General features: G+C 48.3%; 11 protein-coding genes and 1 tRNA gene. 5 read left to right on the top strand and 7 right to left on the bottom strand.

The window, feature by feature from the left end; all coding sequences use genetic code 11:
- The first annotated feature begins 50 nt into the window (after positions 1-50).
- Positions 51-464 (top strand): Rrf2 family transcriptional regulator, encoded by a 414-nt coding sequence (locus VM802_RS13175; RefSeq protein WP_325531157.1) that lies wholly within the window; start codon positions 51-53, stop codon positions 462-464.
- Positions 465-489: 25 nt separating this feature from the next.
- On the opposite strand, the gene VM802_RS13180 is transcribed toward VM802_RS13175, so the two are convergent.
- The 4 genes from VM802_RS13180 to VM802_RS13195 all read right to left on the bottom strand — a co-directional run bounded on the left by VM802_RS13180 (position 490) and on the right by VM802_RS13195 (position 10,719).
- Entirely contained in the window at positions 490-2,886 is a 2,397-nt protein-coding gene (locus tag VM802_RS13180) for an ABC transporter permease (protein WP_325531159.1), read from the bottom strand.
- Between the two features lie 158 nt (positions 2,887-3,044).
- Complete coding sequence (gene proA, locus VM802_RS13185; protein ID WP_325531161.1) at positions 3,045-7,673, bottom strand: anti-phage protein ProA; 4,629 nt, start codon at positions 7,671-7,673, stop codon at positions 3,045-3,047.
- Between the two features lie 84 nt (positions 7,674-7,757).
- Positions 7,758-9,605: a BamB-related PQQ repeat family beta-propellar protein gene (locus VM802_RS13190; protein ID WP_325531163.1), complete on the bottom strand. Its 1,848-nt coding sequence runs from the start codon at positions 9,603-9,605 to the stop codon at positions 7,758-7,760.
- 22 nt (positions 9,606-9,627) lie between these two features.
- Positions 9,628-10,719 carry an AI-2E family transporter gene (locus tag VM802_RS13195; protein WP_325531165.1) on the bottom strand — a complete coding sequence of 364 codons (1,092 nt, stop codon included), beginning with the start codon at positions 10,717-10,719 and terminating at the stop codon, positions 9,628-9,630.
- A gap of 285 nt (positions 10,720-11,004) precedes the next feature.
- Between VM802_RS13195 and VM802_RS13200 the strand changes: the two genes are divergently transcribed.
- From VM802_RS13200 to VM802_RS13215, 4 genes are all read left to right on the top strand, one after another.
- Complete coding sequence (locus tag VM802_RS13200) at positions 11,005-11,772, top strand: hypothetical protein (protein WP_325531167.1); 768 nt, start codon at positions 11,005-11,007, stop codon at positions 11,770-11,772.
- Between the two features lie 556 nt (positions 11,773-12,328).
- A complete protein-coding gene (locus VM802_RS13205; protein ID WP_325531169.1) occupies positions 12,329-12,541 on the top strand; it encodes a hypothetical protein in 213 nt (70 codons plus the stop codon).
- A 199-nt stretch (positions 12,542-12,740) separates the two neighbouring features.
- A complete protein-coding gene (locus VM802_RS13210; protein ID WP_325531171.1) occupies positions 12,741-13,337 on the top strand; it encodes a hypothetical protein in 597 nt (198 codons plus the stop codon).
- Positions 13,338-13,342: 5 nt separating this feature from the next.
- Positions 13,343-14,137, top strand: coding sequence for a hypothetical protein (locus VM802_RS13215; protein WP_325531173.1), 795 nt, complete (start codon positions 13,343-13,345; stop codon positions 14,135-14,137).
- A 204-nt stretch (positions 14,138-14,341) separates the two neighbouring features.
- Here VM802_RS13215 and VM802_RS13220 read toward each other — a convergent pair whose 3' ends face one another.
- The 3 genes from VM802_RS13220 to VM802_RS13230 all read right to left on the bottom strand — a co-directional run bounded on the left by VM802_RS13220 (position 14,342) and on the right by VM802_RS13230 (position 15,039).
- A complete protein-coding gene (locus VM802_RS13220; RefSeq protein WP_325531175.1) occupies positions 14,342-14,599 on the bottom strand; it encodes a Txe/YoeB family addiction module toxin in 258 nt (85 codons plus the stop codon).
- Positions 14,599-14,853, bottom strand: a complete 255-nt coding sequence (locus VM802_RS13225; RefSeq protein ID WP_325531177.1) for a type II toxin-antitoxin system Phd/YefM family antitoxin — start codon at positions 14,851-14,853, stop codon at positions 14,599-14,601. Before VM802_RS13225 ends, VM802_RS13220 begins: the two co-directional genes overlap by 1 nt.
- A gap of 112 nt (positions 14,854-14,965) precedes the next feature.
- Positions 14,966-15,039, bottom strand: a tRNA-Arg gene (locus VM802_RS13230).
- Positions 15,040-15,210: the final 171 nt, after the last annotated feature.

The following is a 15,210-nucleotide window of genomic DNA, read 5'->3' on the forward strand; positions in this document are numbered from 1 at the left end:
GGTTCTCCACCATTATCGTACCTTCGTACTGTAATAAAGTGACTTACAGTATGAATAACGGCCGCTTTCCTATCTCATTGCACATCCTCACCCTGCTGGCCAGAGCGGAGGGAACGTTACTGTCGTCAGACTACATTGCCGGCAGCATCAACATCAACCCCGTACTGGTACGGAAAGAAGTGAGCAACCTCCGTAACCACGGCCTGATAGAAAGCAAAGAAGGAAAGAATGGCGGCGCCACCCTCGCCAAACCAGCTGCCAGCATTCTGCTGTCTGATATTTACAATGCCATCAAACAATCATCCCTCCTGGGAAACAGCCGTAATCTGCCTAACCCGGATTGTGAAGTAGGCCGACAAATCAATAAACACCTGGACGATCTGTACGAAGACCTGGAGAACACCTTGTTGCATAAGCTGGGAAAGATGACCCTGGCTGATTTCAGTATCCAGTTTGACAGATAATGCGCTTCCGGACTGTATAATTCTCTTATTCAGCATATAAACTCTTTGCCGGATTGGCCAGTGCAGCCTTAATAGCATGATAACTCACTGTAAGCAGCGCCAGCGCCGCTACACCTGCACCAGTCCATACAAATACCCACACACTGATATTGATATGGTAAGCAAAGTGGTCCAGCCACTTGTACATCATCCACCACGACAACGGAAATGCCAGTACAGCCGCCATGGCCACCAGCTGCATAAAATCCTTCGATAACATTTGTACAATGTTGCCGGTTGAAGCGCCCAGCGTTTTGCGAACGCCTATTTCCTTTGTACGGCGCACTGCCATAAAAGCCGCCAGGCCAAAGAGCCCCAGGCAGGCAATGAACAATGTAAGAATAGTAAACAACATGAAGATCACTTCCTGTTTTTGTTCTGCACTATACTGCCTGGAAAAATTCTCATCCACAAAATTGTAATCGAAACCATGCTCAGGATCAAAAGCATGGTAAGTCTTCTCAATATAAGCAATGGCAGCTGGTATATCAGCCTTCCGCAATTTCACATACATGTTGTCTTCAAATTGCGGGAAAGGCGCCATTTCCAGCACCAGCGGTGTTATTTTATGTTGCAGAGAGTAAGTGTGAAAATCACGTATAACACCAACAACTACACGCTCCGTCCGGGTTCCTTCCTGGTCTGTTTTAAACTGTACCCGCTTGCCTAGCGGCTCTTTCCAGCCAAGTGCCTTTACCAGGGTTTCATTTACCAATACTGCATAATGCCGGTCTGCCACGCCCGTATCTGAAAAATTACGCCCGCGCTGTAGTGTGATGCCCATTGTTCGCAGATAGTCTGCATCTACCATATAGTTCTGTGCAACGTACGACTCCTCAGCAATACGGCCTTCCTTTTCAAAAAAGAAACCATGTCCGCCAATGTCATTCTTACCAATAGGATTACTGGCTGCCGCCACATGTGCTATCAGCGGGTTTCTCAGTAGCTGCTCTTTCAGTGCCGGCGCCTTTCTGCGTGCCTCGTCACTGTGCAGATGGAAAGACAGCACCAGGTTCTTATCGAAGCCCAGATTTTTCTGCATCACATATTTCATCTGATTATACGCCACTATCGCACTGGCGGCCAGCACCATAGCCACTACAAACTGAAACGTCACCAGCGCTTTGCGGAAGCCCGCATGGGTATTGATTCCCAGCCGGCCTTTCAGTGAGCTCACCACTTTAAAGCCCGACATAAATACAGCAGGATATATACCTGCCAGGAATCCCGCGAATAACGCCAACAATGTCATAGCGCACAACGTACGTCCCATGCCGAATTGCCAGATCTGATACTTCCCACCGGTAAAGGAACTGAAATATGGCAACGCAAGCCATACCAGCAGAAACGCCACCAGCGCCGAAAAGCAAGACAGCAGCAAAGACTCCGCCATAAACATCCTGGCGATCTCCGTTCTTCCTGATCCCAGCGTTTTCCGTACGCCCACTTCTCTCACACGGCCGGATGCCCTTGCCGTGGCAAGGTTCATGTAATTAATGCACGCAATGAGCAATATCAGGAAACCGGTAAAGAGGAATATCCGGATGTATACAATGTTGCCGTTAGGTGAGATCTCATAATCCAGGTTGGAATACAGGTGAATATCCTGCAACGGCTGTAAACTCATCTTATAGTTCACGGCGCCCATCCTCGGCTTCAGGTACCTTTCAAAAAAAGCCGGTAGCTTGCTTTCCAGCGCACTGGCCTCCACTCCTTTCCGTAGTAACATATACGTATACACGTCAAACTCCTGCCACCCGTTGGCATTATAACCAGGTGGCATTGCCCTCAATGCACTGAATGCAAAGTGAGAATTGGCGGGAAGGTCTTCCATAACAGCGGTGATGGTATAAGTCTTGCGGTCCTCCATCTGAACAGCCTTACCTACTGCCTCTGTTGCATTCGCACCCGTGAGCTTTGCCGCCAGCGAGCGTGTGAGTACCAGTCCATGCGGATCAGATAAAGCGGTGGCAGTATCACCGGCCAGCACTGAAAGGCCGAAAACATGGAAGAAGGTGCTGTCTGCGAAATACATATTATCCACCTGGAGCTTTCTGCCATTATATATTAATGCAGCGCCTCCCTCCGGCTGTATACGTGCGATCGCTTCTATTTCCGGGTAATCCTGCTTCAGCACAGCTGCAAACGGCGCAGAAGTAGAAGCCAGTTTCAGGTTCCCGCCAGACCATGTAGCATGGTTTACTGCGCGGTATATACGATTGGCATGGGGGTAAAAATTATCATAACTGCTCTCCCGTTGTACATACAATAACAGGAGCCAACAGGCTGCCAGGCCCACTGAGAGCCCCGCAATATTGATCAGGGAATAATACCTGTACCGGACCAGGTTACGCCATGCAATGAGTAGATAATTGCTGAACATCGTGCATCAGATTAAGTGAAAGAAACAATCCATCATCACCTTATCTCACTGCCGGAACGGAAGAAAAAATATGCCATTACTTCCTGCTGATCAACATTAACCTCATACACATTATAAATTAAAAACACCTGTCCGGTTATGATACAAATCTTGTCCGGTTATGCTTTCAGCAGATCCCCCTCCTGTTGCACTATGCTGTTTCCCACACTAATATCGATCGCTTTCAGTATCTCTTCTTTCATATCTTCAGTAACGCGGCTGTAGCCAAACATCTTCGCGATAAAAGGCACTGCCTCTTCGCGCTGGATAGCAACAGCATCTTTCACTACTTTTCCAAGCGCCACGCCCATCTCCTCCACGGAGATATAGTTGATCTTCCGTGCGGAGGCTGGCAAATGGCTTCGGTTACGCACTACAGGCTGCGGTAATGTTGTATGCCAGAGGAACTGGCCTTTGATCTTTATACGTTTACCCGCATCGGAATGCCTCACCGCATGCCGCAACACTTCACGGATACGTGGCCCCACGCGGGTTATACCCGCTGCTTCCACCATACGTCTGGCCAGCTCATCGAAATGTACAGGACTCTCCACGGTAACCACCTGCTCTATCCAGTCGCACAGTTTGCCTAACGGCGACAAATGAAATTCCTGGTCTTTAATATCATCAGACAATACTGCTACCTGGTATGGCGGGATTTCTTCTTCAATGGTCTCCACCACTTCGCGGGTGAGCGCCGCTGGTTCGGCAGCCGCCACTTCGTCTTCAATGGTAACAGCCGTCTTCGCCTCTTCGATCGCTGCAACTAAGCGTTGCAATTCCTTCGCGGGATTGCGGAACCAATCCGTGCTCCATACACGGTGTATCTGCCATCCGATTGCTTCCAGCATCTGCTGGCGCAATCTGTCCCGGTCGCGTGCTGAACGCGCGCTATGGTAAGCCGCGCCATCACACTCAATACCGAGAATGTACCGGCCGGGATTATCTGCATCCACAATGGCAAGATCAATATAGAAGCCTCTCGAACCAACCTGTTTTCTTACAGTATATCCAAGCGCGGTAAGCTTCTCTGCCACATTCTCTTCAAATGGGCTGTCGGCCGGAAGCCCCGTCTCCTGCGTCATGTACAGCCTGCCGTGTTGCGCAAAGTAGAGGAAGTTTTTCAATGCCTGGATGCCATAGCTCTTTGTCCTGTTCAGGTCTATATCATCCGCGGTGATGTTGGTAAATACTTCACAACGCATCTTGGCGCGGGTAATAAGTACGTTGAGCCTGCGCTCACCGCCTTCGTTATTCAATGGCCCGAAAGACATCGCTACGTAGCCTTCTTCGGTACGTCCGTAACCGATAGAGATGAAAATTACATCCCTTTCGTCCCCCTGCACATTCTCCAGGTTCTTTACAAAGAACGGCTCGTCAGCATGACCGCTGAAAAAGGATTCCAGTTCCGGAGTATTCCTTCTGCGCAACTCCAGCGCATCGGTAATAGCCTGCCGCTGCGAAGTGCTGAAGGCTACCACACCGAGGCTCAGCCCCGGATGCTTTCTCGCATGTTCCATCACCGCGTCTGCTACAATCTCCGCTTCTTTTGGATTGGTGCGGGTTTTACCACGGTCGTAGGCGGTGTCTTTGAGATGATGGAATACCAGTCCTTTGCTCTCTTTTGAACCAGGACTGGGAAATATCACCAGTTTGTTTTCATAGAACTCGTGATTGGATAATGTGATCAACGATTCATGGCGGCTACGGTAATGCCAGCGCAACATCCGTTGCGGCGCGCCCTGCGCATCGCACAGACCAAGTATGCTCTGCATATCGGCTGTCACATTCTCTTCGTCATCATTGGTATCACGGGTAAGGGAATCAAAAAAACTGGTGGGCGGCAACTGTTTGGTATCTCCCACTACAACCAGCTGACGGCCGCGGAGGATGGCCCCCAGCGCTTCTACAGGCCTTACCTGGCTGGCCTCGTCGAATATCACGAGATCAAATTCCATCGTGCCTGGCGGCAGGAAATTGGCAATAGACAACGGGCTCATCATAAACACCGGCTTAATGGCCTGTATGGCCAGACCCGCTTCCTGCATCAGTTTACGGATAGGCATATGGCGCGCTTTCTTATTGAATTCGGTGCGCAGTATATTCACCTGGCCACCGGCATCAAGCCGCGGCATCTGCTCCCAGTGACCGAGCGCTGTTCGTGCACGGTTATATTGCAGATTCAATACATCTACTTTACGGAATTGCCTGATCAGCTCCTCATGTCCTGCACGGTCAAATCTCCGTAGCGCCGGTTGTGTTTTCACTGCCGTCTCCAGCAGGTATTCATACCAGGTTTTCTGTAACGCTGTCTTCAGCAAACGCGATGCATCAGGCCAGTTGAGCGCTGGCTGAATCAGGCAGTCCAGGCCTTCCTGTGTAGCCGTTTCCGTTATATTGTTCCAGGCAATAGCATGATATATCTCAGGGAGCTTTTCTGTCCACAATGCCAGCAACTGACGGTATGCGGCAAAAGTAACAGGCTGCTGCACCTGCACCATCTCCATTTTGCGAAGCAGCCGCGTATAGTGGTCCGTAGCTGATTCCACGAGCTGCGTGATAGTCTGCGCGTCTTTCTCAGCTGCTGCTGTATCCGGCATGGTAGCCAGGTAGGTCAACACGCTTTCAGGGCAGGCGCCTTCAGCTATTCGTTTATGCATATCTGTCAGATATGCTGTCGCATCGGCTAGTGCGTCCCAGTCAGTCTGTTGTTTCTGCCAACGTACGCCGAAGAGCTGCCGCGCCAGTTCCGACTGCTCTTTCAGCTGGTTATCGTGGCGGCGGTATTCCATGATGCTGTCAATGTATTGCAGCTTTTCTTCATTATCCTTGGGGAGGCCGTTCCTGCAAAGTGCCGCCAGCTGGCGGTTGCTGCGGTTGTAAGCGCCTATCAGGAACTTATACCATTTGCCGCCATGCGCCAGCAGGTTTTGCCTGATTTCCATTACATCCTGCTCAAATGCTTCAGGGATAAGGATCTGTTCATACTCCCGGAATATGGCGGTAGTGCGGCGGCCCGCATCCAGCCATTCAGTGATGTGCTGTTGTTGCTGCAGCCATGCTTTGTTGCTGATGTCAAGCCCTTTGAGATCGGGGCGTTGCGCAAGCAAGTGGCATATCTCCGCCAGGTGGCGGCTCTGCTGCATATCCTGCGGCGGCGCGATCCCGGCCTTATTGGCAATAAGTGCAGAAGTATCTTCCAGTGCAGCCAAAGCAGCGGTAGTATCTTTTAACAGGCGGAGCAAAGCCTCCTGTTCGTGAGGTAACAATACGGTAAGTTGGCTCTCCCGGAAAGTAAGCGCGGCGGGAACGCCGGTTTCCTGCAAACATGCCTGGATACGCTGGGCCATCGCGGTAGCCTTGTTCATGCCAGCGGCATCCCAGCGGGTAATATCAGTCAGCCCGATAACAGGTAGCTCCATGCCGGCAGTCTCTTCGTTTATGCGTAACAGGTAGCCTGTCACCTGGTACACAGATAATCCGCTTTTCTCTATCTCAGTATTAATGGCATCACAATAACCGTTCAGTTCATGTTTATAACTATCCAGCAACACCACTTCTTCCTGTAACTTCTGGATAGCAGGACGCCCCAGCTCCAACACACGGCGCAGTTCCTGGTGCAGCTCTTTTTTATTGGCCTTGTGGCTGTGCAGTTCGAGGCAGGCCTCTCCCAGCTGAATATTGTCCAGCCTGCGTTTCACCACCTCCAGTGCGGCCATCTTTTCTGCAACAAACAACACCTTCTTGCCCCTGCCGATGGCATCTGCAATAATATTGGTGATCGTCTGCGACTTTCCGGTACCGGGAGGGCCCTGTATCACGAGGTTACGGCCTTCCTGTACGGCCAGCATCGCCATAATCTGTGAGCTGTCTGCATCCACTACCTGAAACAATTCATGCGCCGGTGTTTCTGTATCGATAAAAGCATTTTCGGGTGTGGGTGGCAGATTATCAGCAAAACCACCACCAAAAAGGCTCTGTATAATGGGATGTGTGAGGAGATCATTTTCCTGTTGCCATTTCGAGGTATCCAGGTCGTTGTATATCATGAACTTGCCGAAAGAGAAAAAGCCCAGCTCAATACTGTCGGGCGATACCTTCCAGGCAGGAATACCTGCGATGGCGTCTTTCACTTCAGCAAAATACCCGTCCACATCAAAATCCTCCGCCTCCGGCAGATCCGGTATCTGCACGCCAAATTCAGCTTTCATTTTGGCCTGCAATGATATGTTGGCGCCCACCTCTTCCAGTGAATATTTCAGGCGGAAACGCTCCCGCGCACTCGAACGATCCAGTTGAACTGGCACCATGATCAGCGGGGCCAGTCTTACTTCTTCACTTCCCTGCTCATACCATTCCAGCATACCAAGCGACAGATAAAGGATATTGACACCCTGCTCCTCAATGCTCATCCGCGCCGCATAATAGGTATTCAGCAAACGCGCATGCAACGTTACCTGGTTCTCATTGGTTTGCAGGCGGGTATCTGTCAGCGCATCCTTTGATGCGGAGGCAGACGGCTCATTATATTCTACAGTGGTATCATCAGTTTTCTTGTCGGGCCTTCCCAGAAAAGACATGGTTTTGCCGTCCTTTACAAGTAATTCGTAAATGGCGGCAGCAGATTCTTCAACTATATGTAACCCTTTCCCGGTAGGAGTTCTATAGTTTAACAAAGGATTTCTTAAACCCAAATCAAGCAATTCCTTGCGGGATGATTCAAGTTTGGTTAAAATGGATGCAATCATATAATTTGACAGAAATAAAACGTTGCAAATATAGCTCTATAAACGCTGCGGACGCTCCGGAAGTATATGGCCGGACAAAAGGCGTTACGGGGCGTATTGCAGGCATGCCAGCTTTCCATCCATAGTGCTCAGCAGCAGGCGGTTATCACGTGTTGGCAGTACAGCATTGACCAGACAATTGGATAGCTTATATTTCCATTTCAGCGCATGATCGTGACGGTTAATTGCATACACCACACCGGAGTGGGTAGGCACGTAAATCACGCCGTTGTATTCCACCGGTGGTGCAGGATTCAGCTCATAGCCCATCGCTACGGGCGATTGCCACAGCACCTGCATACTGTCTGCCGTGGCGGAGATGCCACACAGCGCACCTTCCATGGTCTTTACGAGCACCTCGCTACTGTCTGCCGACAGCCCCATCGACTCACGGACCCTTACCTCAGGCATCTGCCTGCGCCAGATCACAGCGCCGGTAGCACTGTTGAAAGCCGTCATGTATCGGTCCGGCGCCACGATGAACAGGCGGCCTCCCGTAGCAACTGGAAAGCAGGCGGCCGGTGAGAACATGCGGTTGGAAGTACCGTTGTTCCATTTCCAGCGAAGCGCTCCCGTGGCAGCATCCAGGGCGTAAAGGTCATTACCCCAGCTGCCGAAGTAGATGTTGCCGTTATAAAACAAGGGCTTGTCTTCCACGAAACCTTTTACGCCGTCGAAGTCCCACAGCAGCTTTCCGGTATTCAGCTGAATAGCTCTGAAGTGACCATCAGAAGATCCCGTATAGGCGATACTGTTATACACCGTTATGCTGCCAACAATTGGCTTATTCGTTTCGAAGCGCCAAAGCTCCTTGCCAGTGGCGGCATTCAGGCAGTAGATAGCATTATCGGAAGAGGCCACCACCACCTTATTATCTGCCACAGCTGGCGTGGCGTAGATCTTCCCGGCCGTCTGGAAAGTCCATTTCCGTTTGCCGGAGCCGGCGTCGAGCGCATATATCTCACCGGCGGTATTGGTAGAGATAATGAGTTGTTTATACAATGCCATACCGGAACCGATGTCACTGTTGTCTTCGTACAGCCATTTCAGTTTTACGGCCGGGAAAGAATCATTCATGGCAGCGGAAGGGCGCGGGAATACCGACTGATCGTACCAGGCAGCGTGAGAAGCTAATGCGGCTGAAGTCCATTGCCGGTTCTTTCCCACCACTGGCGTTCTCTCTTCAAAAGTAGCTTTGCTGTTAGCCATCGTCACAATGTTATACCCGCCGATACTGTCTTTTGCACGAAGATTCGAACGGCACATGATACCGGGAATATGTTCAAAATCGAATACTTTGTTGGCATGCCCATGCCCGCAAAGTATCAGCTGGATGTTGTGTTGCTTGAGGCGGTCAATGGCTTCATACCAATTATTGAGGTCCGCGTTCTGCGGGTAGTGATTGATGTAGATGATAGGAGTAACCGTGTCTTTCGCTTTCAGCTGCTGATCCAGCCACACGATATTTTCCCGTGGTACCTGGCCTGGACTCATGCGCATATTGGGACCGCAATTGGTACCAATGAACCAGTAACCATTACGCCTGAACGAAAATGTTTCCTGGCCAAATACTTTACGGAAGGTATTGCCTCCGCTCTCCGACCATTTTGTGTCATGATTACCCGGAATGATATACCAGGGCTTCTGCAGGTGATCGAGGATGCTCTTTGCCAGCTTCAGTTCTTCATCAGCGCCAAACTCCGTAATATCTCCTGAGATGACCACAAAAGCGAGATCAGGATTATTGTTGATGTCTGTTACCGTGCGTTCAAGGTCTTCGGCTGCGTTATCGCTGCCTACGTGTGTATCCGTTACCAGCGCGAATTTGAATGATTGTTGTGCCATAGCAGATGATGCGGAAATCACTGCTGCAAAGAAGAAAAGCCATTTCATTATCTGATCCAGGTTACCGTTTTTATAAAGAAGAGTTTGTCGTTTTTTTATAGTGTGATGTTTTCTCCAGCCATGAGTTGAATACAGTATAGAAAACTGCCAGGATGATAGCGCCTTTGAACATCCCCGTGAAGCCCCATGCTACCATACCTCCGATCACACCAAGAAACAACACAAGAAAAGGAAGTTTTCCGCTTTTTGCAATAAGTATCGGTTTCAGCACACCATCCATGATCACGACGGCGCCGCCGTATATCGCAAGGAAGATAGCCCATCCGGTGCTGCCTTTCGCCATCATCCAGATCACCAGCGGAATCCATACCCACAGCGGCCCTACCTGTATCAGCACCAGGAAATATACGAGGGCGGCCAGGCCCAGTGCAAAGGGAATCCCGGCAATAGTGAAGCCCAGCCAGGATACGATAGCAGCAATGAAAGCCGTACCCATTACGCCAATGGCCACACTTTTCACGGCAACACCTGCGGCATTGATCAGCGCGCGGCCGTCTTTCTCACCAAACATATGCATCATAGCCAGGTATAAGGGGTCCAGCAGCTTTTCACCGGTCACCAGGAATATGGCGGATACAATGATGCCTGCAATGAATTGCAGCGCCACGCCTATTATACCGGCTCCGGTAGTGATCACATGATGAAGGGCGCTCCTGATCTGATGTTCGTATATGCCGGCGGTCTCTTTCGGCTTCAGCTGCAGCTGTTGCCAGAAGTCGGCGATGTCGTTGCCGATGTAAGGCAGTCTCGTGATCCACGACGGCAGCGGAGGTATGCCATTCTCCCTCGCATCTGCTATCCACATGTTCACCTGTTTGAGATGCTGGTTGAATGCACCGGCGAAGTAAATAAAGGGCAACGCTATGATAGCAATAACCAGTATAGAATACAATACGGCTGCGAGTTTGCGCCTGTTGCCGAGCAGGACCGCGAAACGGTCAAACAGCTTTGCAAATGATACCGCGAAGATGATGGCAAAGGTGAATACCCCGAAGAAAACCTTCAGGACATCATAGAGCGCGTACATCAGACCCAGCAATAACAACAGTATGATAACGGTTTCGATGATACGGCGTGATGTGGTAGGAATGCGGGAACTCATAACGGACACCGGTTTAGTGATAGATCGTAAACGTTATCTACAAAGTACTAAAATATCAGGGGGATACAGAGAGATTTTTTGGACCTGGTTGATAAGTTGGAAAAGTGTCTTTTCAAAATTCTCTAACCCCTGTTCGATCAGCTTTGATAGCTATCTAATACCCCTGGCTTCCCCACTGAATGTTTTCAATGTTACTATGCTCAGTTATTGGATAATCTTCAATACGGCCCCGAATCTGCTCTTGCGGATAATGTTATCTTTAGGTATCACTTAACCTCAATTGTTATGGCAAAACAGATTTCTATCATCACCTTTACGGGCAAGCTTGGTAACCTGATTGGCTACCGGCGCAATAACCAGCATTTCCTGCGCAGCATGCCTGCCATCGTCCGGCAGACAACCGCTACCCGCAGGGCTGCGCAACGGTTTGGTATCGCCAGCAAAAAAGGAGCGCTCATCCGCAGTGCTTTCTCCGGGAAGCTGGATGTTGGTTGCGATGGCGGGCATATCAACCGGTTAACCAGCAGACTCATTCCTTCCGCCGGCAACGACACCAGCAGTATAACAGGCTTCAGGTTCAACCGCTATACAGGAACAGACCGGTTTCTCCCGCTGGCGCCCAGGCTTTCACGAAATGGCGTCCTTCACATTCCGCCGCAGTCATTACCAGCGCATAATGGCATTAGGATGCTGGAAATAAAGGTGATTGCGACCCGTATTGATTTCACAACACACCAGGTAGCGGGTACGGAAAGTGCAGTGCTCTTCGTCAAAACCGGCGGTTCCTTTGAAGGGGCGGCATGTGATGTGGATGTACCGGGTACAGGCACATTGGTAGTCATTTTACAGATAAGGGGCATGCAGGATCGTATTCCTTCCGGCAACAGGCAATATTTCGCCGCCGATATTATTGCGGTACAACCTCCGCAAATGTTATGGAAGCCCCGTCGTAAACAGTTCTCCCCGGAGTATTCCCGGTTAAAACTGCTGTCGGAAAAAATATCAGCCACAGTATCTCCACAGCCGCTTCTTCCCTGCATTCAACGGGAATAAACCCTTCCCTGTCTGACAATTGAATACCGGTGAGTAAACAGTGAACTAAAATAATCAGCAGCATATTACATACCCCAGCATCCTATCCGCAGGTTTAGTCTACGGCCTGCTTTTCTATGTGCATTCTGTACCTTTCCACTCCTTCCTTATATGCATTACTACAACGGCTTATCTTCAGGTCATTCCCAAATCAAGTCCACCTTTACTATACTGATCAGAGGGGTATCATAACAATATACCACCGGGAATACACCATTCTCATTCAACATTCCTGCAAATAGCGGATATGTCAACAGGGCATTAAAAACCCTGTAAAGAGCAACCGAAGCGCATCATTTACAGGGCCGTAATTAATATGTCTGTTGCAAATATACTAATTTTTTTAGCAAAACAAATTTTTCCTGTTACTATGTAAAAAATCATGACCGGTAATGAAAAAATTGGTACCGTTGGTCCAATTCCGGGCAATAGTTCCAAATGCGCTACCTAGCTTACAGCATGTGAATGAAAATTCGCGCATGCAACCATTCTGTTTAACGCTATCAAATCAAAAAGTATGAAGGCAAAAGCAACTATCAATCAATTTACGGCAATCAACAATGGGCTTACAAAGCAGGAGCAGCTGTCTGTCAGCGGTGGAGACACCTGGCGGAAAGATTATGCAGACGGACGCATTGTATTCTACAGTGATCAGGGTAGTGTTACCTATTATCCTGATGGAACCGTTCGCGCTATATTTTACAATAATCGTGTTGTTACCTACAAATGATGGTTTCCTGAAACATCTCACACCAGAAACAAGCATGTATTTCGTTTCTAAAACCTGTTATAAATGGAGTCCTTGTGGCTCCATTTTTTGTTTATAGCACAGTATATAACGCTAATTTTTTTAGTACCGGTTAAAGTTGAAATTATGGAACGATAATAGTAAATTGTCCTTAATTTGTGTATTCGTTAACGACCATATTATGCACCTCAAAAACCTGCAGTTCAAACATTTCAGGATATACTGTATTATAACCTTCTGCTGGGTCATTTCTTTTGCCCTGCAGTCCTGCCAGAATCAAAGCAGCCAACACAGCAACGCAGACTCTTCCCTGCAGCAGCAGGTAATGCCCAAGGATACGTTATTGGGTCGTTTATCTTCGGCGATCAACAGCCTGTCTGGTAACAGTTGGGATAGCGCAGCCATTGTGCACACATTTGCGTCAACGCCGGAACGTTATGCGCTCGACGTTGTCTCTCTTCCGCTTGATTCAACTTATAAGAAACCGGGAGCCGGAGTACTGGTCATAAAACCTGAAGCCAGAGATGTGCAACAATTCAGACTGCATATCAGTGTTCCTGATACGCTTGCCAACCAAATTACTTTTGAAGATCTCAATAGCCGGTTTGGCCAGCCAATAAAAGATTCCCTGGGCGGCATTCCCATCACGCCTCCCATCGAACCACTCACTACTTACAGAATTATTAAAGACAAAGACACAGTGCACCTGGTTGTATCCAGCACTGATCAGCTTAACTCCGAACGCGAAAGTATTTACAGTTTTTTCATCTATAAATAGCCTGTATGATTTGCCGATTAACAAAAATCCGTGAGTTTGATGCAATGGGCGGCCCCGGTAAACCTGTAAAGGGAAGTGATGGTTTTATGCGCACGCAGACACGCGCCGGCAGGTATGTAATTGCCACCATCGAAAAGCATGTGAGCAGCGACCGCTATGGTTTCTGGTCAGGGTTGCCATGGGGCACACCTATGCGTCTCTCTGCAAAAAATATTACTGAGGTAAAAGCCAGGGGAAAGTGGATTCCTCTCACTTCCGTGAACGCAAAATGGGGAACCGGCGCCCGCACTCAGGACAAGGTCACCGAGACCATCCGGGACTACTACAAGCAACTTGGCTACCACGGCTCATTTCCGGACAAATGGGTATTCAATGATTTTGGTCACAACTCTATTAAGTATTTCGTAGACACGAATCACAACTGGCGTAAAGACGGCAAGGAAGCTGTCATTGGCGATTTCGTACACACTACCCCAGGCAATGAAGCACAAACATTTCTCGGTGATACCGTGAAATTAGATCACTCACATGGATGTATACACTTAATGCCGGGTGATATGGACAACCTGACAGGTTCCGGCTATGCACAGCCAGGCACTTCGCTGGAAGTTCATCCCTACACTGACCTGCATATACCCACAGACACAACAAGAGATCCCGCAAGGCCTGGATTTGAAATTCACTTCTTCCCCGGTGTCGATAAGATGGTAATATATCAAAGCGAGGCAATGGCTTCAGTGAATGATTCTACCACCAATAAACGTCCTGCTTCCAGGGATACGCTACACCGCAACCACTGATGTCTGTGGCAGACAACAAATCAACTTTGATACATTTGAAATACAACCAAAAGGAATCGGGTACGGCAAATAGATTAAGAAAGATATGACCTGCTTTCGCATAAAAAAAAGAGGAAAACTGCTTCTGCAATTTTCCTCTTTCGTGTCCCGGATTGGATTCGAATCAATGACCTACTGCTTAGAAGGCAGTTGCCATAAGTTCTCTTAGTCATAGTGGAATCTACATTGAATGATATGTAACCGCTTTTCTTTTACGGTATAAACAAGGCGATGTTCATCATTGATGCGTCTGCTCCAAAAACCTGCCAGGTTTCCTTTCAATGGTTCCGGCTTTCCAATTCCTTTAAAGGGGGACCGTAACGTATCCTTAATCAGGTCATTAATTCGAAACAGGATTTTTTTATCTTGCGTTTGCCAATACAAGTAATCTTCCCAGGCATTGGTTTGCCAGACTAATTCCATTATTTTTCGATTAATTTATGCTTTGATGATTTTCCTTTACCCATTTCATTTATAGCATCTTCCAAACGTTTACGATTAGCCTTTGTGCTTAATAAATGTAATGTTTCCTGAATAGAATTATATTCATCCAAATCCATCACTACTACATTTTTCCCTTGCACTCTGGATACTACTACAATCTCCTTATCATCATTTACAGCATTCAGGTTTTCTGCTAAATGACTGCGGAATTCAGAATAATTTACAACACGCATAGTTATACGGCTTTAATTACGTACTAAAATACGTACTTTATTTTGAATTATCAAATCGGAATGGCCCCAAAAACAAAAAGAGGAAAACTGCTTCTGCAATTTTCCTCTTTCGTGTCCCGGATTGGATTCGAACCAATGACCTACTGCTTAGAAGGCAGTTGCTCTATCCAGCTGAGCTACCGAGACATTTTATGTGTGTTTTCCTGTTGATGTGAAATAAATACCTATATTTATCTCTCATTTTGGGAGTGCAAATTTATAGAAATTTCTCCCAATAAATCAAATTTAATTTATTTTTCTTAATTAACGACGTGAATAACGATGGATGTACAAATTGAAGCCGGTTGGAAGGACATA

The organism is Chitinophaga sp. (assembly GCF_035538455.1).
Taxonomy (GTDB): domain Bacteria; phylum Bacteroidota; class Bacteroidia; order Chitinophagales; family Chitinophagaceae; genus Chitinophaga.